A 21363-nucleotide genomic window follows, 5' to 3' on the forward strand; every position below is an offset into this window, starting at 1 on the left:
ACCAAATATTATTGGTGTAATTGGCGCGGAGGTCAAGATGCTCCATGTTGATCGGGTACCAATCGGGCTATGCCTGACATGATCGGCGTTATGATGGTGGGGTGAGCAATGAATCGGCGATCGGTGCCGTTGCCGCCCTCGATGACGAGTTGCGGCGTGGGATGTACCGGTTCATCCGTCAGGCGCGTCGGCCGGTCACCCGTGACGAGGCCGCCGCCGAGGTCGGGATCTCCCGTAAGCTGGCCGCGTTCCACCTCGACAAGCTGGTCGACGCGGGACTGCTACGTGCCCGGTACGAGGCGCCCGGTGGTGTGCGCCGGGTCGGGCGCGCCCCGAAGGTGTATGAGCCCACCGACGCCGATGTGCGAGTGAGCATTCCCGAACGCCGCTACGACGTGCTCGCCGAGATCCTGATGGGCGCCGTGCTCGGTGAGCGTGACGGCGAAACTGCGCGTGAGGCGGCGATGCGAGTCGCGCAGCGCCGCGGCGAGGAACTCGGTGACGCCGAGCGGGAACGGGTCAGACCCGGTCGGCTCGGGGCCGAGCGCGCCCTGACCCTGGTGCAAGGCATGCTGGCCCGGCACGGCTTCGAACCCAGCCGTGCAGCCCCGACGTGCGTGCGGATGCGCAACTGCCCGTTCCACCCGCTGGCGAACACCGCTCCCGAGCTGGTGTGCGGGCTCAACCATGCGTTCTGCTCCGGCATACTCACCGGCCTCGGCGCCGACAGCGTGCAAGCAGTCCTCGCACCACGGGTGGGCGAATGCTGCGTCGAAGTGCGTGCGCCAACCTGACGATGCCTCAGCCGCGCCAGGTTTCGAGGACGCGGTCGACGGTGGGACGGATCCGGGCCCTGGCCTCCGGACGGGAGATGCCGGTCATGAGAAGCTGGTCGTAGTCGGTGTCGCGATGGCGGATCGAGGCGATGACGGCGAGGGTGAGCGCTTCGGGGGACAGAAGCTTGGCGGCGGCTGTGCGGCCCACCCGGCCGCTGCCGCGGACGGCGGCGTGTTCGGCGATCTCGGTGGCGCGGTCGCCGGGGCAGCCGGGAAACAGCCGCCGGATCTCCTCGGACATGCGGGCGCGGTATTCGACGTCCTGGGCTGCGCGGCGGACGCGGTCGCGTTCGCGGCGGCGGGAGCGGGCCTCCTCGTCGGCCAGGCATTGCTGTTCGGCGCGGGTGAGGGCCGCCTCCTCGACAAGGATGCCCAGCCGTTCGTAGCGCTTGCGTCGCCGGTTGAAGGCGACCACCACGGCAGCGAGGGTGCTCTCCTTCTTGGCGCGCCGGCTCAGCGCCGCGTTCCCGGCGGGCAGGAACTCGAGATGGTCGAGGTCCGAACAGGTCAGGCACAGCGGTCCGGCCGCGGAGGTGATCAGATACGGGCCGGTCTCGGCGCATTCGGCGCACGTCCACGGCTCCGCGGCCTCGACCACCGTCAGATCGGGGGTCCGGTTCTGGCGTTGGACGACCTGTTCGCGCCGCGCCGGGCTGAGTTCCGCCGAAAGCCAATGCACCCGGAACACCGCGTCGTCGCCGTTGTCGACGAACTGCAGCGCCTCGCGATCGCGCCCGCTCGACAGATACGCGGCGGTGCTCGCGGTGAGCCCGTGTTCGCGGGCCCATTCGGTCAGCAGTTCCGCCGCCTCGTGCATTCGCCGCCCGTCCACCGCCGTGACTTGCTCCAACGACCGCACCTGTCCCTGCCGCCAGCGATCGACCTGACTGGATCGCACCCACCCCAGAACGGCGAATACATCGACTACCGACACGTATTTGCGTTGGGCCAGCGCCCCTTCCGCAGCCTCGACCACACGCCGCCTCAGCTTGGACACGGGTCCGAACCCTAGCGCATGCCGAGGGGGAACTCGGTGATCGGCCGCCGGTCGAATCGCGACGGTCGGGCATGGTGCGTATCCAGTCGGTGTTCGCCGCACCGGGGGTGAGCCGCGACCGCGATCGGTGGCCGAGCGGATTGCCGACCCCTACACCCCGTAAGCCTTCCGGTTTCGGTGTGGTGGCTTGACGCACTCCCTCGGCGACGATGTGAGACCGCAAGTTTATTGGCGCAGCCGCTGGAATTCCGTGGCGCAGTGCGCCGAGAACACCGTCACCGCGTCACGATGATCGCGAGCCAGTTCCCGCAACCAGCGCTGATTTTCGATCCGTGCCCGGCGTCGAGTGTCCACGTACCACTGAAAGATCCGCGTCCCAATGGGCATTGACGGCTTCGTAGCCATCTGGCCGTGGTAGGTGTATGCGTCCCCTGCGTGCAACAGCCAGCCGGAACCGGTGTCCACGGCGACGCCGACATGACCGCGTGTGTGTCCCGCCAGCGGAACCATCAATATTTCCGGTGGCAGACCCCGCAACTCGCGCACCGCCTGGAAACCGAACCAGCCCTCGTCACGGCTGTCGGACTCCCCGTAGGCCGACCACTTGGGGCCGTGCTCGAATTGCACCGGCCGATACCGGAACTTTTCCCGGCGACCGAACGGTCCTCCGACAGCGTCCAGTTCGGCCTGATGAACGTGCACGGTCGCCTGCGGGAAATCGGCGAGGCCGCCTGCGTGATCGAGATCGAGGTGCGTCACGATGATGTCTCGGACATCATTACGGGAGAACCCCAGTTCCTCGATCTGTCGGACGATCGGGCGGTCGAGAACAGGGTTCGATTGCCGGATGAGTTTCCGGCCCACCCAGACATCCGGCCGCACCATTGCCTGCTCGCCATAGCCGGTGTCGACCAGTGCCAATCCAGCGGAGTGCTCGATCAACAGGCAATGACACGCTCCGTCTGCCTCGCGCAGCACCCCCGGCCGGCCGTCGAACAACCGGCCTCCAAAAGGACGGGTCCCCCCGGCGTCCAAATGATGGACATGCACAGTCCGCTCCAATCCATGCCGCCGTCCGATCGGTACCCTACCCGCGGATCGCCACTACGACAGGCGGGGGGTCCGGAGGCAAGGCATAGCCCGTTGACGCGGCGGGCGCCTGTACTTCCAGCGAGCAGTCCGCGGGCGCTCGTCGTGGACCGCGCCCGGATCGGGCTTCAGCGTTTCGCTGGTCATTCGGCGCGAGGACTTTCGGCCCTACTCGGGGACTCGCCGATCCGGGGATATTCGCCAGGGTCGTATTGGTGATCGCCGGAACGGAAAGCGAGTCGGTGCCGGGTGAGTACTTCCGAATTAGAATCGGCTGAAGCCGCGTCGGTGGTGACAGTGCGGGCGAAGGGTTCGGTCGACTCGACCGATATCGCCAGGGCAGTGCGCTCGATCGAGCGTGTGATGCGATGCCGTGGCATCGACGAGACGGCCAGGGCCAGGTTCACGGGCCCGCCGGCTGTCGCGGGTCCGGTGCTGGCACAGGTGAATATCGATGATCGAGACACGCCGATCCGGGTGCAGGTCGCCGGTCCCCCCGGGTTCATCGCGACATTCGTCGCCGATCGGCTCGACCGGACGCTCACTCGGCTGACCGATGCGTCCGGTCGGCGGATGTGGCCGGATCCGGCACGGCCGCAGCAGGTTTCGGTCACCTCACCGCGCCCTATTGTGCGGCGCAAGGAATGCGAACTTCTGGTCGGTGATCCCGATGCGGCCACTCGTGTGATGGATGCGCGGGATTACGACGCACACCTGTTCACCGACCTCGAGACCGGCGAGGACGCCATTGTCTACTGGGGTGGTCCGCTCGGAGTGCGGTTGGCGCGGCAAAATCGGCTGCAACCGCCGCAGCGTGGGACGACGGTCGCACTGGCGATGAATCCACGCCTCCCACAATGTTTTACCGAGGCCGAGGCAGCACGACGGTTGTGCGGATACGGCCTGCCGTTCCTGTTCTTCACCGATCCCGTCACCGGGCGCGGGAAGTTGCTGCTGCGGCGATACGACGGGGACCTGACCCTGGTGACTCCCGCGCAGAGCGGGTGCGGCTCCGGCCCGAGGCGGGCCGTCCCGTGACCGAGCGAATCACCGAGGGTTCCAGGACCCGTGCGACCGTCGCGCTCGACCGTGCGGAAGCGATGCGACTACTGGCCGGGGTGCCGATCGGGCGAGTGGTCTTCACCCGCAACGCCTTGCCTGCTGTCCGTCCGGTCAATCACCTGGTCGACGACCGCGGCGCGATCATCGTGCGGACCCGGCTCTCGTCCGGGCTCACCACTGCCGTGCGCGGAAACTCCCCCGTGGTGGTCGCTTACGAGGCCGACGAGATCGATCCGGTCCGGCATCTGGGGTGGTCGGTTGTCGTGGTCGGTCTGGCGCACCCGGTCACCGATCCCGCCCGCGCCGCCCACTACGAGCAGTTGCTGCGGCCATGGGTCGACAGCATGACCGACACGGTGATCGCCATCGAACCCGACATCGTCACTGGCATCCGAATCATCGAAAACGAAAGGTAGGCAAAACCGTTGGTGCGTGATCTGACCCAACGCGAACTTCTGGCCGAACTCGAGCCCGTCGCCGAGACATGCGTGCATCGGCACCTCGCGATGGCCAAGGACTGGCATCCGCACGACTACATCCCCTGGGGCCGCGGCCGCGACTTCGCGATGCTCGGCGGGGTCGACTGGGAACCCGGACAGTCCCGGCTGTCGGAAGTCGCCAAGGCGGCGATGATCACCAATCTCCTCACCGAGGACAACCTCCCCTCCTATCACCGGGAGATCTCGGAGAATTTCTCCCGCGACGGCGCCTGGGGCACCTGGGTGGGCCGGTGGACGGCCGAGGAGATGCGGCACAGCACCGTGATTCGTGACTACCTCGTGGTGACCCGCGGTGTCGATCCGGTGGCACTGGAGCAAGCTCGGATGGTCCACATGACCAACGGCTTCTCCTCCGGTATCGCCCCGGCCGAGGTGGACAGCGGTGCGGGCTTCCTGCATTCGGTCGCCTATGTGAGCTTCCAGGAGCTGGCCACCCGCGTGACGCACCGCAATACCGGGAAGGTGTGCGACGATCCGATCGCCGACCGGATGTTGCAGCGCATCGCCGCCGACGAGAACTTGCACATGGTCTTCTACCGAACCATGTGCGGCGCGGCGCTGGATCTGGTGCCCGATCAAGCCATCGAGGCCATCGACACGATCGTGCGGAACTTCCGGATGCCCGGCGCGGGCATGCCGGACTTCCGCCGCAATGGTGTGCTCATGGCCAAGCACGGCGTCTACGACCTGCGACAGCACCTCGAGGAGGTGGTGGCGCCGGTGCTGCGGCAGTGGAATGTCTTCGACCGCGTCGATTTCGGCCCCCGCGGTGAACAGGTCCGGGAGCGCCTCGCGGCCTTCGTCGACGACCTCGAGCGGGTGAAGATCCCGAGGTTCGAAGAGCAGCGCGACCGCGCGTTGGCACGGGAGCGGGCGCGTTCCTGACGTGATCATCGCGTGCGCCGCGGCGAGGGCGAAACTCTAGTAACGCACGATCAGCCGGGAAGCCGCCGGTTCGTGCCGCGGAGCGGGTTGGCGACGGGGAAGGTGATCGCGGGCAGTGTCACCGACATCCGGACCGTCGTGCCCGGTCCGGAGTGGTCGATGTCGAGTTCTTCCGTCAGTGCGCGCATCATGTCGATGCCGCGGCCGCGATAGCCGCGATCGGAGGCGCGCGGTTTCCAGTCGCCCGTGTCGGTGACCACGATCACGACGGTGTCGATATCGCAGGTGGCCGCCAGCAGGACCCGTCCGGCGTCCCCGTTGCGGTAGGCGTGCTCGATGCTGTTGCTGCACGCCTCGTTGGCCGCGGCGACCAGATCGGCAGCCAAGTCGTGCGGCACCGCCGCGGCGGCGAGCCAGCCTTTCAGCGTGCGCCGCAGGACCGCGAGCTCGTCCGCGTGCGCGGGCACGTCCAGTCGCAGCGGTGCCGGCGGCTGGCGGTAGACCACCATGGCCACGTCGTCGTCGTATCCGGCCGCGGGCCGCAGCCGGGAGAGCACCGCGTCGGCGACCTCGCGCGGCAGCCGTCCCGACGTGTCGGCGAGCACCGCGGCGATCTTGGCGAACCCCTCATCGATGTCGACGCCGCGCTGTTCGACCAGTCCGTCGGTGAACAGCACCAGCGTCGAGCCGGGCGCCACGGCCGTTGTGGCCTCCGGGCGGCGCGGCGTGTCGAACGTCGCCAGCGGAACCGAGCGGCCTCCTTCGAGCAGCCTGCCGGTACTGCCGACATCGGCGAGGATCGGTGGCATGTGTCCGGCGCTGCTGTAGCGCACCAACCCGCGCACGGGGTCCAGTACGGCGGCGCACACCGTGGTGCACATGGCGCCCGGGATGCGTGAGGCGACCGTGTCGAGTTCGGCGAGCAGCTGCGCCGGTCCCGCGCCGCGCAGCAGCAGCGCACGAGCCGCGGTCCGCAGCTGGCCCATCACCACTGCGGCGGACAGGCCACGACCCACGCAGTCGCCGACCACCACGCCGATGGTTCCGTCGCGCAACGGCACCACGTCGTACCAGTCACCGCCGATCTCCAGCGGCGGCAGCGCGGGCTCGTAGTGCACCGAGAAGCGCGGCGGAAGCTCGATCGGGCCGAGCATGGCGCGTTGCAGCGTCAGCGACGTGGCGCGCGCCTGGTCGAAGTTGCGCGCCCGCTGGACCGCGAGGCTGAGGTGGCCGATCAACAGGGAGAACAGCGTCCAGTCCGCCGCGCCGATCGCGCGGGGAGCGGCGAAACGCAACCACATGGCGGCATCGCCGGTCTCACCGAGCGGCGCGACGATGCCCTCGGAGCTCTCGGCGCCGTCGGGGATGGCCAGCAGGCTGCGCGGCGGCCTGCGCCTGGCCCGGTCCAGCAGCGCGCGCGACCGGTCGTCGAGGGCAGCGGCGCCGTTGTGCGAAGCACCGTCCGCGCCCGCGCCGGAGACGTACACCTCGGGTGCGGCATTGCGGCTCGGCCACACCGCCACCACCGCGGTCTCCGCGCCCACGGTGCGGCGCAGCTCGTCGAGCCCGACGGCGAGCACCTCGACCACGCTGGTCGCCGCGCCCACCGCGGTCGCCAGCCGGGAGGCCGCCTGATCGCGAGCCTGCGCATCGTGTTCGGCGGTCACATCGCGGATGGTGCCGACGAAGATCCGCTCATTGCCGTCCGGCTTGATCAGCGCGCTGGTGCTGACCGCGAGCCACACGTTCCGCCCGTCGCGATGCCGGATCGGGATGACGAAACGCTGCGCCTCGGTGCCCAGATCGGGGTAGCGCGTGCCCTCCGGACTCGACCACGGATGCGGCAGCGGATAGGGGATGCCAGCGGCGCCGTAGCCGGTCAGCGCGCCGAAGGCGGTGTTGACCTCGATGATGGTGCCGTGCGCGTCGGCGACGAAGAAGCCGTCCTGAAGCGATTCGACCAGCGCGGTGCGGAAGGCGTCCCGGCCTGCGAGATCGTCTGCGCGTGAACGCTGTTGCTCGTACCGGCGGGTGCCGTCGAGATAGCCCCGGGTGGCGATATCCAACGGAACCAGGGTTTGCAACAGGAATTCCAGCGCGTTCTCGGGCACGCGGCTCTCGGACTCGCCGCCTTCCGCGACGTCGTGCCGCTGCTGTTCCTGCTGGACGACCCGGAAGTGATTCTCGGTGAGATCGAGCAGGCTGATGCCCTCCACCAGCGCACGCCTGCCGAGTTCGTACCCTTCGGCGAGACCCGCTTGGCTGGGCGAATGCAGGTGCCGCCGTAGCGCGTCCGCGTAGGCGTCCAGGAAATCGGCCAGCAGGCCGCTCATGTCTGCGCCTCGCCGCCGCGCGGCTCCGCCATGACCGCGTTCCCCGGCGCTCTGCCCGCACCGCGATGCCGGGCGGCCAGCACGAGTGCGTCGTCGGTGTCCTTGGCGTGCCGGGTGAGGATCTCCGCGGTGATCTCGGCGGTGGACTTGGAAAGGTCTATACCGGAGGCTGATTCGGGGACGATGCCGTCGGTGCACATCAGCAGCAGGTCGCCGGGGCGGACGGCCACGGATTGCGGCTGCAGGTTCGCAGGCAGCCGGTAGCCCACGATGCCCGCGGTGAGCAGCACGGTGGCGCGCACGGTCAAACCGGCGGGACCCGCGGTGAGAATGTGGGATTCGACATTGCCGACGCCGAGCCAGCGCACCGTGTCGCCCTCGTCGAACAGGGCCAGCGAGATCGCCGCCCCACGGGTGTCGGCCATCGCGCGGTGACACAGCACCATCAGCACGTCGAGCGGTTCGGCGCGGTTCTCCGCGAGCACCCGTACGGCGCGGTCGGCCGCGTCGGCGGCGGCGGCGCCGTGCCCGAGCCCGTCCATGACGGCGAAAAGGGCTGTGCCCCCGCCGGCGTCGAGGACGACGCCGCGGTCACCGGATACCTGTTGACCGGGCAGTGCGCGACCGGCCACCGCCCACTCGATCCGGCCGATGAGCCCGTCCTCATGCACCGTTGGGCACCCACTTCCACATCTCCACCAGGGTGCCGCGGCCGGGCGCCGAGTCGACGGTGAGCCGGTCCATCAACCGACGGGCGCCGGGCAGGCCGAGCCCGAGACCCCGCCCGGTGGAGTAGCCGTCCTCCAGCGCGCGAGCGATGTCGAGGATGCCGGGCCCCTGATCCTCGGCCTGCACCACCAGCGCTTGGCGCCCTTCTCGGTCATCGACCAGCAAACGGATCTCGCCGCTACCGGCGTAACTGGTGATGTTGCGGGCGATCTCGGAGATCGCCGTGGAGATCATGGTTCGATCGGTGAGCGTGAATCCGAGCTTTGCTGCCAGTTCGCGTCCGGCCTGACGTGCGGTCACGATGTCCCCGGACACCCTGACCGCGATCACCACGTTCTCAGCGGCCACTGTCACGACCGTCTCGCTGGCGACGGGCTGGGGTCTTGCGGTCCAACCAGGCGAGTCCCTCTTCCAGATCGAGAGCGGTGTGCATGTCCTCGAAGGTGAGACCGAGCTGCACCATGGCGAACGCGACTTCTGGTTGCAGGCCGACGATCACCGTTTCGGCGCCGCGCAGCTGCGTCATGTGCGCGATGGTACGCAACGATCTCGCGGCGAACGAATCCATCACGTCGATCGCGGTGACATCGACGATGATGCCGTGTGCCCGATATTTGCTGACCTGCTTCATCAGGTCGTCCTGCAAACGCTCGGTATCGGCGTCGGTCAGCGCGGACTGCACCGACGCGATGAGATACGTGCCCTGTTTGAGAATCGGAACCGGCATGTGCCCGCCTGATCAGCGGCCGTCGCGTTCGGTGAACCGTTCGGTGACACGGGAGACCTCATAGCCCAGCAGGCGCTCCGCCTCCTCGATGCCGCCCTGCAGGTCGCCGACCGCGTTCATCTTCGACAGATCCAAGCCGATGGTCACCAGGGTGAGCGCGATCTCCGAGGACAGGCCGGTGATGATCACGTTCGCACCCATCAGGCCGGACGCGTCGACGGTCTGTACGAGGTGATTGGCCACCGTGGAGTCGATCGCGGGCACACCGGTGATGTCGATGACGACCACCTTCGCGCGATTGGCGCGGATGGCGCGCAGGAGCTGTTCGGTGAGCTGACGGGCGCGCTGCGAGTCGAGCACGCCGATGATCGGCAGAATGAGCAGCTGCTCACGAACCTGCAGCACCGGGGTGGACAGCTCGCGGATGGCTTCCTGCTGTTGCCGGATGACGCGCTCGCGTTCCTGCACGAACGATACGGTCACGGTGTTGGCGATGCGGTTCGCGGCGGGCTCGTACGCGTCCAGGACCGCGTTGAGCAAGTCGAAGTCGGCCTGGTATTTCTCGAACAGCGAGCGTGCCAGCACGTCACGCAGCAGCAGAACGATGCCGATGACCTCATCGGTCTCGACGCCTCTGGGAATGATGCGTTCGGACAGATCGCGCGCGTAGGCCTGCAGCGCCTCGGCGCTACCGGTCTCGAGCACCTCGACGTAGTTGTCGTAGACCGAGGTGGCCTCGGAGAAGATTTCCTCCGGGGTCATGGCGGAAAGCAACTGGGCGTCACCGATGCGGCGGGCCCATTCTTCGCGCAGCGCGGTGCGATTCTGGCGCAGATGTTCGACGAGCTGAGGCAGCAGGTTGTCGATCGTCCCAGCGGGCAGCGAGTCCGCCGAAAGGCCCATGGACACCTCGGACATGGAAATTCCAGCCCCTTTCGACGGTTGAGTCGGGATCTTCGTGCTTCGGCTGCTAGCCGATTCCGAGCCTAGTCATACCCCACCCGGGTCGCCGACGAAACCTGCCGGTTCTTCGCCTGTTGTTCGGATGTGGTGGTCCTCACGGCACCGTAGCGAACCCGCGTTCCAGCGCTGCCAGCGCCTCGTCCAAATACACGGTGAGATCCGCGTCGGCGCGCGCGAGCCAGGCGTCGAACGCGGCTCGGGCCGCCGCGAGCGTGGTCCGCCCGACCGCCAGTGGGATGAGGCCGTCCTCGGGTTCACCGAGCCGTCCCGCGGCGAAGGCGCTCACCGCGCGTTCCCAGGCGTCGTAGTGCGCGCCCGCGGTGGCGGCCAGCGCGGGAACTGTGGCGACCAGTTGCATCCTGGTGCGCAGTTCCGGGACGTCCTCGGCGCGATATCGGTTGGCGTTCACCACGACTCGGCGTACGGCGGTCATCATCGGGACCTCGTCGGCGACGGTGGCGAAGGCCGCGCGCAGTGCGGCCACCTCATCGTCGAACTGGTACCAGAGCACCTCCGCCTTGGTGGGGAAGTATCGGAAGAACGTGCGCCCGCTGATGCCTGCGGCGGCGGCGATCTGCTCGACGGTGGTCTCGTCGAAGCCCTGCTCGGTGAACAGCCGCATGGCGATCAGTTCGAGCTCGCGTTTGGTGGTACCGCGTGGGCGTCCGCGCGTAGTCCGGTTCTGCCGCATCGTCTGATTCTGCTCGGCCGTCACGGCTCTTGATTATGTCAGTGACTGACGATAATCTCGCCGCATGTTGGCGGATCTCACCTGGCCCGAGGCGGGCGAGCGAGCCGCTGCGGGTGCGATCCTCGCCATCGCGGTCGGGGCGACCGAGCAGCACGGCCCGCACCTGCCGCTGTCCACCGACACCGACATCGCCGGGGCGCTGTGCGCACGGCTGGCCGCCGCGCGACCCGATGTGCTTGTCGGGCCGGCGATTCCGTACGGCGCCAGCGGCGAGCACGCGGGTTTCCCCGGCACGCTCTCCATCGGGCAGGCGGCGCTCGAGCTGCTCGTGGTCGAGCTGTGCCGCTCGGCGACCGACACCTTCGACCGCATCCTGCTGGTGAACTGGCACGGCGGCAATGTCGAACCGCTGTGCCGGGCGAAGGATCTTTTGCGCGCCGAGTCCCGCGACGTGCGGGTCTACCTGCCGCGCTTCGACGGCGACCTGCACGCCGGGCGGTCGGAGACCGCGCTCCAGCTGGCGCTCGCGCCGGGTCGGGTGCGTGGCGACCGGGCCGCGGCGGGGGACCAGCGCCCGCTCGCCGAATTGCTGCCTGTGCTGCGCGCCGCGGGCGTACGCGCGGTGAGCGCCAACGGCGTGCTCGGCGACCCGGCGGGCGCGACTGAGACAGAAGGCGCGGCCCTGCTCGATCACCTGGGCACCGACCTGATCGACCGAACCCGGCTCTGGTGGCCGGAGAACTCTGCGGAAAGGACCGGAACATGAATCCGTGGTTCGAGACCGTCGCCGAAGCGCAACGGCGGGCGAAGAAGCGGCTGCCGAAATCGGTGTACGGCGCGTTGATCGCCGGTTCCGAGCGCGGCCAGACCATCGAGGACAACCAGAAGGCGTTCACCGAACTGGGTTTCGCACCGCATGTCGCGGGACCGATCGGCGAGCGCGATCAGTCGACGACTGTACTGGGCCAGCAGCTGTCGATGCCGGTGCTGATCTCTCCGACCGGTGTGCAGGCGGTTCATCCGGACGGTGAGGTGGCCGTCGCGCGTGCCGCGGCCGCACGCGGTATCGCGATGGGGTTGAGCTCGTTCGCCAGCAAGCCGATCGAAGAGGTGGTCGCGGCCAACCCGGCCACCTTCTTCCAGCTGTACTGGTGCGGCGGCAAGGACGAGATCCTGCAGCGGATGGCGCGGGCCAAGGCTGCCGGGGCGGTGGGGTTGATCCTGACGCTGGACTGGTCGTTCTCGCACGGGCGCGATTGGGGCAGCCCGGTCATTCCGGAGAAACTCGACCTGCGCACCATGCTGAAATTCGCACCGCAGACCCTGGCGCGGCCGCGCTGGCTGGCCACCTACGTGCGCTCGGGCCGCATCCCGGACCTGACCGCCCCGAACATGACCGTCGGTGACGGCCCCGCACCCGGCTTCTTCGGCGCCTACGGCGAATGGATGGGCACGTCGGCGCCGGATTGGGCGGACGTGCGGTGGGTCTGCGCGCAATGGGACGGTCCGGTGCTGCTCAAGGGCGTCATGCGGGTCGATGACGCGCTGCGGGCGGTGGACGCCGGTGTGGCGGCGATCTCGGTGTCCAACCACGGCGGCAACAACCTCGACGGCACACCGGCGGCGATTCGCGCGCTGCCGGTGCTCGCCGACGCGGTGGGCTCGCAGATCGAGGTGCTGCTCGACGGCGGCGTCCGCCGCGGTAGCGACGTGGTGAAGGCGGTGGCGCTCGGTGCGCGAGCGGTGCTGATCGGGCGGGCCTACCTGTGGGGGCTGGCCGCGAACGGGCAGGCCGGCGTGGAGAACGTGCTGGACATCCTGCGCGGCGGCATCGATTCGGCGCTGCTGGGCCTGCGCAAGACCCGCATCACTGATTTGGACCGCTCGGACGTGGTGGTGCCCGCCGGTTTCGAACTCGCGCTCGGAGTGCCCGAAACAGCCGGTGCGGCAGGCCATTCGGGCGATCGTACGGAGGCTGCGCCCGCCTGAATCAGCCTTTGGTCGCCGATCGCCGATGATGCGCGAGCAAGGTGTCGTAGATATCGGCCAGGGCGGCCAGCTGCCGGCGATCGAGGACGTCGATCATGTGCCTGCGCACGCTCTGCACGTGCGCGGGCGCGGCGCCGGTCAGCACTTCGGCGCCGCGCGGGGTGAGCCGCGCGGCGGTGCGGCGGGCGTCGTCGGGGATCGGCTCCCGCGCGACCAGGCCGCGCTTCTCCATGCGGGTGATCTGATGCGACAGCCTGCTCTGCGACCACTCGAGTGCGGCCGCCAGATCGGCGAAGGTGAGCAGGTGGTCCGGGGCGTCGGCCAGATAGGCCAGCACCGAGTATTCGACGTAGGTGAGGTTGGACTCCCTGGTGGAATCCCGCCCGACCGCCGCGGCGATGAGATCGCGGGTGCGTACGAAACCCACCCAGGCGCGCATCTCGACCTCATCTAGCCAATGGGGATCGGTCACGGTAGCGCTCCAAACTCTGACGTGATCACAACGACCGTTCGGCCGCGCCGCGTGCGGCGCGCGAACAGTCTTGCGCGCGACCGGGCGATCGGACGCCCGAGCGCCTTTCTCAGAGATGAGAGGTAGCATCACCGGGGTTGAACGTGCAACCTTTCTTGGCCAACTGTCCGAGAAAGGGTTGCCTAACCAGCGGTGCGGCGCGCGGTGGTGGCTAGGCTCGCTGTGCTCGTGACCAGCCCGGCCGCTCATGGCGCCCGGGCCCATCCGAAGGAGTGCGACTGGTGACCGCGCCGGACTTCCGCTATTCAGATCTGCTGCCGATCGGCGCCGACGACACCCCGTATCGATTGCTCACCACCGAGGGAGTCAGCACGTTCGAGCACAACGGGCGCACGTTCCTGCAGGTGGAGCCGGAGGCGCTGCGGCTGCTCACCGAAACGGCGATGCACGACATCAGTCATTTCCTGCGGCCCGCGCACCTGGGCCAGCTGCGCAAGATCATCGACGACCCGGAGTCCAGCGGCAACGATCGCTTCGTCGCGCTGGATCTGCTCAAGAACGTCAACATCTCCGCGGGCGGCATTCTGCCGATGTGCCAGGACACCGGCACAGCGATCGTCATGGGCAAGAAGTCCGAGGGTGTGCTCACCGGTGTCGATGACGCGGAATGGATCAGCCGGGGTGTGTTCGACGCCTACACCAAGCTGAACCTGCGCTATTCGCAGCTCGCGCCGATCACCATGTGGGAGGAGAAGAACACCGGTTCCAACCTGCCCGCTCAGGTCGAGCTGTACTCCACCGCGGGTGATCCGGCGCATCCGTCCTACAAGTTCCTGTTCATGGCCAAGGGCGGCGGTTCGGCGAACAAGTCGTTCCTGTACCAGGAGACCAAGGCCGTGCTGAATCCCACGCGGATGCTGGAGTTCCTGGACGAGAAGATCCGCTCGCTCGGTACCGCGGCCTGCCCGCCCTATCACCTCGCGGTCGTGATCGGCGGCACCAGCGCCGAGTTCGCTTTGAAAACGGCCAAATACGCCTCGGCGCACTATCTGGACAACCTGCCCACCGTGGGATCGCTGTCCGCGCACGCCTTCCGCGACGTGGAACTGGAGGAAGAGGTCTTCAAGCTGACCCAGTCCTTCGGCATCGGAGCGCAATTCGGCGGCAAGTACTTCTGCCACGATGTGCGGGTGGTGCGGCTGCCCCGGCACGGCGCCAGCTGCCCGGTGGCGATCGCGGTGTCGTGCTCGGCGGACCGGCAGGCGTTGGCCAAGATCACCCCGGAGGGTGTGTTCCTGGAGCAGCTCGAGCGCGAGCCCGCGCAGTATCTGCCGGAGCAGACCGACGCCATTCTCGGCGGCGACGTGGTGCAGATCGACCTGAACCGCCCGATGGGCGAGATTCGCGCCGAACTCTCGAAATACCCGGTGAAGACCCGGCTTTCGCTGACCGGGCCGCTGGTGGTGGCGCGCGATATCGCGCACGCCAAAATCAAGGAGCGGCTCGACGCGGGTGAACCGATGCCGGATTACCTGCGCGATATGGCCGTCTACTACGCGGGCCCGGCCAAGACGCCGGAGGGCTACGCGTCCGGTTCGTTCGGCCCGACCACCGCGGGCCGGATGGACTCCTATGTGGACCAGTTCCAGGCCGCGGGCGGCTCGTTCGTCATGCTGGCCAAGGGCAACCGCTCCGCACAGGTGACCAAGGCGTGCAAGGAACACGGCGGCTTCTACCTCGGCTCCATCGGCGGGCCCGCCGCGCGGCTGGCGCTGGACTGTATCAAGTCGGTCGAGGTGCTGGAGTATGCCGAGCTGGGCATGGAAGCGGTGTGGAAGATCGAGGTCGAAGATTTTCCGGCGTTCATCGTCGTGGACGACAAGGGCAACGACTTCTTCGCCGAGACGCAGAAGCCCATCGCGCTGCGTGTGCGCACCCGCTCCAAAGAACGCGTCTGAGCCGACCTTCCGCTCGCAGGCGGCAATCCGCGGACACGGTGATGTCACCCCGATCGCCGGGGTGGCCTCGCCGTCGCACAGGGCACCCTTAGCGCAGTACGTCGTTGATTCCGGTACCGATGCGGCTCGAGGAGTGGCAATGAGTACATCCAGGAACAAGTCCAGGCCGGTGCCGACGTCGGTGTTCGTGTCGGAACCGGCCGCGCGCCGGTTGGCCGACCGCGCCGCGCGCGAGGGAACGACCTGCGCTGTCCTGCTCGATCGGCTGATCCGGGAGGGCGTGGATCAGCTCGACCATCCCGGGATCGTGTTCCGCGGCCCGCTGCACGATCGGCGCGCGGCGCTGGCCGCCGGACCCGACATCTGGGAAGTCGTTGCGCGGCTACGGGAGTTGGACGGCCCGGTGGAGCGCCGCATCGCGGTGCTCAGCGCGAAGTCGGATCTGCACACGAGCAAGATCAAGATCGCATTGGCCTACGCCCGCGCGCACGGCGGCGAGATCCTGGACCGGATCGGACGCAATCGGCAAGCGCTGGAAGCGATTCGCCGCGGTCGGCTCCGAGTAGCCGCGGCGGCGATGCGACGGAGCGTACTGGACGGTCCGGCGCAGGCGTGATTCGGCCGGATTGTCCGGTGCGATAGGTCTTCACATACTGTGGAGCGAAATGTGGAAACGATCACACCCTGTGCACAGTGTCACGTCACGCGCGGACGGCTAGCCGGCGCAGTCCGGTAGCCGTCCGCGGTGCGTCGGCCCTGTTGCCCTTCACGGCGCTTGGGGAGCAAAGTATTTCGTGCGCTGCACGTTCGTCGCTGCTGCGGGTCCACGAAGGCACCGGACGCGATCTCCGCATGGGGATGAAGTGTGAAATTCGGGTCGAACGGAATGCCTCCCGAGGATGGAAAGCCGCTTGCGAATGGCCCGGATGCGCCTTGACGTGATCGTGCAGGCTCCGCGGATTCCTCCGGAAGTACTGGGCATTCCGGCAATTCGGGAGTGATAGCTCCAGTACTTCCACCGTGATCCACAACACTGGAATAGATTGTGGACAGCAGATCTTCCACGTGAGCGAAATATTTGCCGCCTGAGGATAATTGGGCACATATCGGGCATAACAGATCGCTATCATGTGAAGTAGTGCTGTTCGCTGTGGAATTCGCTGAATGTTGTCCACAGTCTTCCTTGGGGATGGCCGGGCGCACCCGAGCCGCCGAGCGGCGGACGGTCGCCATCTCGGTTGCCGTCATGACGTGCCGCGCGCGCGCCGGGAAGGCCGCTAGGGAGTGCGGCGAGGCTTCGCTTCCGGCAAACCGGGGCATACCCGGCATACTCGACCGCGGACGATAGCATCGGCGCATGGTGCTTCGGAATCGTGGTCGGAGTGGGTTGCTGGAGCGACTATCGGTGGCGGTGCTGCCCGCGCTGGTCGCGACCGGCGTTCTGGCGGGGCAGGCGCAGGCCGAGCTGCGCGGCATAGATCAGCGGGAGTCGGTGGGCTCCGCGACCGGGACCGAGGGGCTCGAGCCCGCGTTGGCTCTGGCGTACACGCTCGCCGAACGTGAGGCGCACGCGCAGGGTGTGCCGCTGTCCATCACGTCCGGATACCGCACACCCGCCCAGCAGCAGGCGCTATGGGAGGACGGCGTGGCGACCTACGGCCCGGACGGCGCGCGTCGCTGGGTGCTGCCGCCGGAGGAGTCGACGCACGTCTCCGGAGAGGCGATCGACGTCGGTCCGCGGCAGGGCGCGCAGTGGCTGGAGACGAACGGTCATCGGTGGGGGTTGTGCCGGATGTTCGACAACGAGTGGTGGCATTTCGAACTGGCCACCCTGCCGGGCGCGGACTGCCCGCCGATGAAGCCGGACGCGAGCGTGCGCTAGCCGTACCGGCGATCCAGCCGTCTCCCAGCCACCTGTGTCGCGCGGCGGTGCCGGATGATCAGGTGACCGGCGCGAGTTCGAGCCCGCCCTCGATCGTGGTGGGAACTCGGCGGCGATCGGGGGAGCCGAGCGCGGCGGTCAGATCGGTTCCGTCGTGTTCGGCGAGCAGCTCGCCGCTGTCCCACACCAGCAGCGTCGCGCTGACGGTGTTCTCGGCCGCGGAATGTGCCAGGTCGTAGTGCGCGCAGGCCGGGACGTGCGGATAGGTGATCCACAGGTCGTAGCCGGTCATGAACAGATCGAGGTCGAATTGCACACTCAAGCCGAGCAATTCGCTGCGTCCGTTGTCGTCGACGCCGGCGAACGCCTCGTCCAGCGCGAGCAGGCGCGGCGCCTGCGGATCGGCCGAATCGAGCATGACGTGCGCCGCGGCGAACAGCGGTAGGTGCAGCGACACCGACTGTTCACCACCCGACAGTGCGCTGTGCCGGGCCACGGTGAGCTTGTCCTCGCTGCCGTCGGCGGAGATCAGCGTGAACGAGAACACCCGCCAGCTGCGGTAATCCAGGGTGGCGGCGAGGATCTCGGGATAGGAGCGTTCCGGGTGCGCGGCCCGCGCCGCCCGGATCTCGGCGGCGAAATGTCCCCGGATCGCCGCCAAGTCCTCGGCCGTGAGGGCCGAGGCGTCCCGGTCGAGCAGCTTGCACATGGCCCGCGCGGCGTCGGACAGGTTGTCGGCGAGCAGCCAGTGCACGCCGATGGTGTTGCCCGAGGACATCCGCCGCTGCTTCATCTCCGCGCCCATCCTGGCGATCAGGTCGCGTGCGTCGCCGGTGCGTTCGTGGATCTGCTGTGCCAGGCCGGTCAGCAGCGCGTCCTCCAGGATGCGTCGCTCGGCGTCGGTGAGCAGCAGCTCTTGGTCGCGTCGCGCGGCGTCGACGCGGTCGGCGAACTCGGCGAGCGCCGAGACGCCGTGCTCGTCCTGCACCTGCACGACGGTGAGGCCGTCGGCCGCGTCCCACTGGAGCCGGTAGTCGCGGCCGGAACCGGCGAGCGCGGCGTCGAACTCCTGCAGCGCCGCGGTCACCGCGCTGCGGGTGGACTTGCGTGCCGCCTCGCTCGCCCGTACCGACGCGGTGGCGGCGGCGAGGGCTTCGAACAGCTCGGCGACCTCGTCGGGCAAGACCCCGGGCTGTGCTCGAGGTCCCGCCGCCGAGATCCGGTACAGCAGTTGCTCGGGTGTCGACCACGCGGCGTCGCTGCTGGGCCAGCGCCCGTCGGTGGATGTGCCCAGCAGGGTGAGCAGATCTGGCTGGGCATAGGGCGCAAGGGCTTTCACCTCCGCGAGCACCTCGGTGAGCGCGGTGGCGAGCGATTCGTGCGCCGTGCGGTAGGCGGCCTCGGCGTCGCCGACCGCCTCGATGGCCTCGTTGGCGGCCTTGCGCGCGGCCTTCTGCTCGGCCTTGGTCGCCTCGATCCGCTGCCTGGCCTGCTCCAGCTCGCGATCGATGTCGGCCGCGCCCGCTCCGAGCGCCTCGCGCAGGGTCTCCAGCTTGCGCAGCTGTTCCCGGTAGCCGGACTGCGCGGCCTCCGCCTCCTCCGCGAACGCTTCGGCCAGGTCGGCGGCCTCGGCCAAGCGGTCCTCGGCTTCCCGCTCGCGCTCGCGTTCCCGCTCGTGGTCGCCGCGTAGCCGCAGCAGTCCGGCGCCGGTGTTCTCGAAGTGCCGGATGGCGGCGGCGAGGGCGTCGATCTCGGTGCCCGTGCGCGGGGTGCGGTGCGCCGCGGCGGTGGCACGCAGCTTCTTCTCCACGGCGGACAGGTCCGCGATCGCCTGGTCCAGTTCGCGCTCGGCGTGGGCGGCGGCTTCGGCGCGGGACCGCATCATGCCCGCGGCCTCCGACACCGCACGCAACGCGGTGAGCACCGCGGTCGGACGCGGAAGCCCTTTGGCGGCGGCGGAGATTCGCGCGAGTTCGGCGACGGCGTCCGCTTCCTGCCGCTCCGCGTCGCGCCGGTCGGAGTCCGCGGCGGCGATGGCCGCGGTCAGCTCGGCCGAGCGGATCTCGCGGCGCCTGGCCCGCGCGGTGGCGCCGATGTACTCCGCGTCGGCCTTACGGTGCCTGCCGACCTGCACGCCTTGGCGGAATCCGCCGTTCGCCTCGATCGTCACCGTTGCGTTCGGATCGTCCGCGCCATCGTGCAGGGCGATGGAGGCGAGCACGTCGGCCAGGGCCTGCCGGGGCACGGTGAGCGCGTCCGAATCGTCCTCTACGACCAGCACGTCGGCGAGGGTGCGCCCGGCAGGCCGATCCGCGGCGGGCAGCGGCACCAGAAACTGATCCGACTCGAAGTCCGATGGCAGCGCATCTGCGGGGCAGACCCAGCCGTCGAGCAGGTTCGCGGCATCCAGCGCGGCCTCGATACTTGCTGCGGTCTCAGGCGATACATCGTCGGCGAAGCGCACCAGACGCCACAGCGGGGCGCCGGGCCGTTCGCCGGTGCGGCCGGACCGGGCCGCGAATGCCGGTGGATCGTCGTCGCGCTGGGCCGCGACGCGCTCGCGTTCGGCGGTCAGCTCGCTCATGTGCGCGGCCGCCGTCGCCGCCCGCGCGCGGGCTTCCTGGCGACGGCCGCGGATCTCGTCGAGCAAGGGCTCGGCCCGCTCCGCCAGCACTTCGGCGACAGTGGCCGCGTCCGAACCGGCCTCGGCCACCGCGGAGTTCAGCGCCTCGAACAGACCGGCTCGGACGGAGGAGTAGACCGCACGGTGCTCCTCCCACCACGCGCGCAGCGCGCCGGCGGACTCGGTGCGGGCCAACGTGACCGTCGCCTCGGCGTGCGCGACCTCGGCGGCGGCCGCATCGCGCAGTTCGCGGGCACGCTCGGCGAGCCGCTCGGCCCTGGTGCGTTCGGCGGCCGCGGTGTCGACCGCGCCCAACGCCCTGCGCACCGCGCGGACGTCGGCGTCGCGCTCCTCGGCGTGGCCCCGCACGGCCGTGGTGAGCTGTTCGGCTCGTGCCGTCTCGGGCAGCGGCGTCCACGCGATGCCCGCGTCCTCGGCGGCGCCGCGCAGGTCGTCCTCGCCACGGGCGAGCGCGGCCGCGGCGGTGCGGACCGCGCTGCGCGCACGTTCCGCCTCCGCGGCGCGCTGGTCCAAGGTCTGCTGCGCTTTGAGCGCCTTGTCGGCGTGCACGCCCGCCGAGGTCTCCAGCCGCCGTACCGCGTCGGCCAGGTCTTCGAGCTGCTGCTTGCCTTCGTAAGCGCTGGAACGCCGTAGGTTTTCCCGATCGGCGAGGGCTTGCTCGTAGGCGCGGTCGGCGTCCTCGGCTCGGGTCTCGGCGGCGGCGCGTTCGGTCTCCCTGCGCTCGCGCAGCGTGGTCGCCGCGAACAGCGCGGTGCTCGCGTGCGTGACCGCGTCGAGCCGGGCCCGCACCTGGTCGACGTCCGTTTTCGCCTGGACCGCGAGGTATTTCCGATAGACCTCGACGAAAGTCCTGGTCGCCGTGTCGGCGTTGACCAGCCCCTCGAGGGTGCGGGCCACTTCCTCCATGTCGCTGAACGACCGGGCGGCATCCAGGATCAGTTGCTCGTCGAGCGGGCGCAGGCCGTCGGTGAGCGCCTGGGACAGCCCGCGCGGATCCAGGTTTTTGGCCAGCTGCGGGCGGCGCAGCGTGAGGATCAGGTTGATCAACTGGTCGTAGCGCTGTGCGCCGAGACCGAACATGCGCGCGTCGATGGCGTTGCGGTAGTCCATCGGCCGGTCGACGAGCGAATCGCTGCCGATCTGTTCGGCGAGTTGTTTGCGGGTGAACGGACGGTCGTCCGGGCCGATCAGCGAGAAGTCCACGCCGACGCGGCCGTCGGCGACGAAGTACCAGCGGGTCACCTTGTCCGAGGACCGCGTCGCGCGCATGCCGATGCCGACCGTGACCACTTCCGGGTCGTCCCATCGACCGCGCGCGAACTCCATCCAGACATAGGAGTAGGCCGAGTCCTGCTTGCGGTAGAGCAGGTTCGACTTCATCGTGCGTTCTTCGCCGGCGAACGGGTTGAGCCGGCGGGGTTCGATCCGCCCGTCCAGCACGAACGGGAACAGCACCTCCAGCGCCTTGGTCTTGCCCGACCCGTTCGGCCCGCGCAGCACCAGTCTGCCGTCGGCGAAACAGAATTCCTGGTCGCGGTAGTCCCAGAGATTGACGATTCCGGCGCGGGTGGGAGTGAACCGCACTCCTCCGTGAATGAGCGACATC

At 68.8% G+C, this 21363-nt stretch carries 19 protein-coding genes; 9 read left to right on the forward strand and 10 right to left on the reverse strand.

The window, feature by feature from the left end; translation table 11 throughout:
- Window positions 1–101 precede the first annotated feature (101 nt).
- Entirely contained in the window at window positions 102–794 is a 693-nt protein-coding gene (locus tag IU459_RS31230) for a helix-turn-helix transcriptional regulator (RefSeq protein ID WP_195133193.1), read from the forward strand.
- A 7-nt stretch (window positions 795–801) separates the two neighbouring features.
- On the opposite strand, the gene IU459_RS31235 is transcribed toward IU459_RS31230, so the two are convergent.
- A complete protein-coding gene (locus IU459_RS31235; RefSeq protein WP_324199098.1) occupies window positions 802–1833 on the reverse strand; it encodes a DUF2293 domain-containing protein in 1032 nt (343 codons plus the stop codon).
- Between the two features lie 225 nt (window positions 1834–2058).
- A complete protein-coding gene (locus IU459_RS31240) occupies window positions 2059–2832 on the reverse strand; it encodes an MBL fold metallo-hydrolase (protein WP_228838780.1) in 774 nt (257 codons plus the stop codon).
- 387 nt (window positions 2833–3219) lie between these two features.
- Here IU459_RS31240 and IU459_RS39845 point away from each other — a divergent pair, with 387 nt between their 5' ends.
- From IU459_RS39845 to IU459_RS31255, 3 genes are read left to right on the forward strand one after another with little or no spacing between them, the layout of a single operon-like run.
- Window positions 3220–3960, forward strand: coding sequence for a sigma 54 modulation/S30EA ribosomal C-terminal domain-containing protein (locus IU459_RS39845; RefSeq protein ID WP_324199099.1), 741 nt, complete (start codon window positions 3220–3222; stop codon window positions 3958–3960).
- An 8-nt stretch (window positions 3961–3968) separates the two neighbouring features.
- On the forward strand, window positions 3969–4400 hold the full coding sequence (locus IU459_RS31250) for a pyridoxamine 5'-phosphate oxidase family protein (protein WP_440446546.1): 432 nt from the start codon (window positions 3969–3971) through the stop codon (window positions 4398–4400).
- Between the two features lie 9 nt (window positions 4401–4409).
- Complete coding sequence (locus IU459_RS31255; protein WP_195133196.1) at window positions 4410–5369, forward strand: acyl-ACP desaturase; 960 nt, start codon at window positions 4410–4412, stop codon at window positions 5367–5369.
- 50 nt (window positions 5370–5419) lie between these two features.
- Here IU459_RS31255 and IU459_RS31260 read toward each other — a convergent pair whose 3' ends face one another.
- The 6 genes from IU459_RS31260 to mftR all read right to left on the reverse strand — a co-directional run bounded on the left by IU459_RS31260 (window position 5420) and on the right by mftR (window position 10812).
- Entirely contained in the window at window positions 5420–7702 is a 2283-nt protein-coding gene (locus tag IU459_RS31260) for a SpoIIE family protein phosphatase (RefSeq protein WP_195133197.1), read from the reverse strand.
- A complete protein-coding gene (locus tag IU459_RS31265; RefSeq protein ID WP_195133198.1) occupies window positions 7699–8373 on the reverse strand; it encodes a SpoIIE family protein phosphatase in 675 nt (224 codons plus the stop codon). The genes IU459_RS31260 and IU459_RS31265 overlap by 4 nt, the downstream gene beginning before the upstream one ends.
- Complete coding sequence (locus IU459_RS31270; protein ID WP_195083374.1) at window positions 8366–8779, reverse strand: ATP-binding protein; 414 nt, start codon at window positions 8777–8779, stop codon at window positions 8366–8368. Before IU459_RS31270 ends, IU459_RS31265 begins: the two co-directional genes overlap by 8 nt.
- Window positions 8769–9158 carry an STAS domain-containing protein gene (locus IU459_RS31275; RefSeq protein WP_040779629.1) on the reverse strand — a complete coding sequence of 130 codons (390 nt, stop codon included), beginning with the start codon at window positions 9156–9158 and terminating at the stop codon, window positions 8769–8771. Before IU459_RS31275 ends, IU459_RS31270 begins: the two co-directional genes overlap by 11 nt.
- Before the next feature lie 12 nt (window positions 9159–9170).
- Window positions 9171–10076 carry an STAS domain-containing protein gene (locus IU459_RS31280; protein ID WP_195133199.1) on the reverse strand — a complete coding sequence of 302 codons (906 nt, stop codon included), beginning with the start codon at window positions 10074–10076 and terminating at the stop codon, window positions 9171–9173.
- 139 nt (window positions 10077–10215) lie between these two features.
- Window positions 10216–10812 carry a mycofactocin system transcriptional regulator gene (mftR, locus tag IU459_RS31285; protein WP_195133200.1) on the reverse strand — a complete coding sequence of 199 codons (597 nt, stop codon included), beginning with the start codon at window positions 10810–10812 and terminating at the stop codon, window positions 10216–10218.
- A gap of 64 nt (window positions 10813–10876) precedes the next feature.
- On the opposite strand from mftR, the gene mftE reads away from it, so the two are divergent.
- Both mftE and mftD read left to right on the forward strand, forming a co-directional pair.
- The gene (mftE, locus tag IU459_RS31290; protein WP_195133201.1) at window positions 10877–11578 is read left to right on the forward strand and encodes a mycofactocin biosynthesis peptidyl-dipeptidase MftE; all 702 of its coding nucleotides are present in this window, start codon (window positions 10877–10879) and stop codon (window positions 11576–11578) included.
- The gene (gene mftD, locus IU459_RS31295) at window positions 11575–12801 is read left to right on the forward strand and encodes a pre-mycofactocin synthase MftD (RefSeq protein WP_195133202.1); all 1227 of its coding nucleotides are present in this window, start codon (window positions 11575–11577) and stop codon (window positions 12799–12801) included. Before mftE ends, mftD begins: the two co-directional genes overlap by 4 nt.
- Window position 12802: 1 nt before the next feature.
- Here the strand turns inward: mftD and IU459_RS31300 are convergent, their stop codons facing one another.
- Window positions 12803–13273 (reverse strand): MarR family winged helix-turn-helix transcriptional regulator, encoded by a 471-nt coding sequence (locus tag IU459_RS31300; RefSeq protein WP_195133203.1) that lies wholly within the window; start codon window positions 13271–13273, stop codon window positions 12803–12805.
- Between the two features lie 281 nt (window positions 13274–13554).
- On the opposite strand from IU459_RS31300, the gene IU459_RS31305 reads away from it, so the two are divergent.
- From IU459_RS31305 to IU459_RS31315, 3 genes are all read left to right on the forward strand, one after another.
- The gene (locus IU459_RS31305) at window positions 13555–15231 is read left to right on the forward strand and encodes a fumarate hydratase (RefSeq protein WP_195133204.1); all 1677 of its coding nucleotides are present in this window, start codon (window positions 13555–13557) and stop codon (window positions 15229–15231) included.
- A gap of 139 nt (window positions 15232–15370) precedes the next feature.
- On the forward strand, window positions 15371–15847 hold the full coding sequence (locus tag IU459_RS31310; protein ID WP_228838781.1) for a hypothetical protein: 477 nt from the start codon (window positions 15371–15373) through the stop codon (window positions 15845–15847).
- Window positions 15848–16588: 741 nt separating this feature from the next.
- Entirely contained in the window at window positions 16589–17113 is a 525-nt protein-coding gene (locus IU459_RS31315; RefSeq protein WP_195133205.1) for a M15 family metallopeptidase, read from the forward strand.
- A gap of 58 nt (window positions 17114–17171) precedes the next feature.
- Here IU459_RS31315 and IU459_RS31320 read toward each other — a convergent pair whose 3' ends face one another.
- Complete coding sequence (locus IU459_RS31320; protein WP_195133206.1) at window positions 17172–21362, reverse strand: TIGR02680 family protein; 4191 nt, start codon at window positions 21360–21362, stop codon at window positions 17172–17174.
- Window position 21363: the final 1 nt, after the last annotated feature.

Source organism: Nocardia amamiensis (assembly GCF_015477605.1).
GTDB lineage: Bacteria > Actinomycetota > Actinomycetes > Mycobacteriales > Mycobacteriaceae > Nocardia > Nocardia amamiensis_A.

Bases quoted from the DNA above. Each gene is read 5' to 3' on its own strand.
- mftR (WP_195133200.1), bottom strand. From the start codon at position 10,812: ATGCGGCAGAACCGGACTACGCGCGGACGCCCACGCGGTACCACCAAA.
- IU459_RS31260 (WP_195133197.1), bottom strand. From the start codon at position 7,702: ATGAGCGGCCTGCTGGCCGATTTCCTGGACGCCTACGCGGACGCGCTA.
- IU459_RS31315 (WP_195133205.1), top strand. From the start codon at position 16,589: ATGGTGCTTCGGAATCGTGGTCGGAGTGGGTTGCTGGAGCGACTATCG.
- IU459_RS31310 (WP_228838781.1), top strand. From the start codon at position 15,371: ATGAGTACATCCAGGAACAAGTCCAGGCCGGTGCCGACGTCGGTGTTC.
- IU459_RS31320 (WP_195133206.1), bottom strand. From the start codon at position 21,362: ATGTCGCTCATTCACGGAGGAGTGCGGTTCACTCCCACCCGCGCCGGA.
- IU459_RS31275 (WP_040779629.1), bottom strand. From the start codon at position 9,158: ATGCCGGTTCCGATTCTCAAACAGGGCACGTATCTCATCGCGTCGGTG.
- mftE (WP_195133201.1), top strand. From the start codon at position 10,877: ATGTTGGCGGATCTCACCTGGCCCGAGGCGGGCGAGCGAGCCGCTGCG.
- mftD (WP_195133202.1), top strand. From the start codon at position 11,575: ATGAATCCGTGGTTCGAGACCGTCGCCGAAGCGCAACGGCGGGCGAAG.
- IU459_RS31280 (WP_195133199.1), bottom strand. From the start codon at position 10,076: ATGTCCGAGGTGTCCATGGGCCTTTCGGCGGACTCGCTGCCCGCTGGG.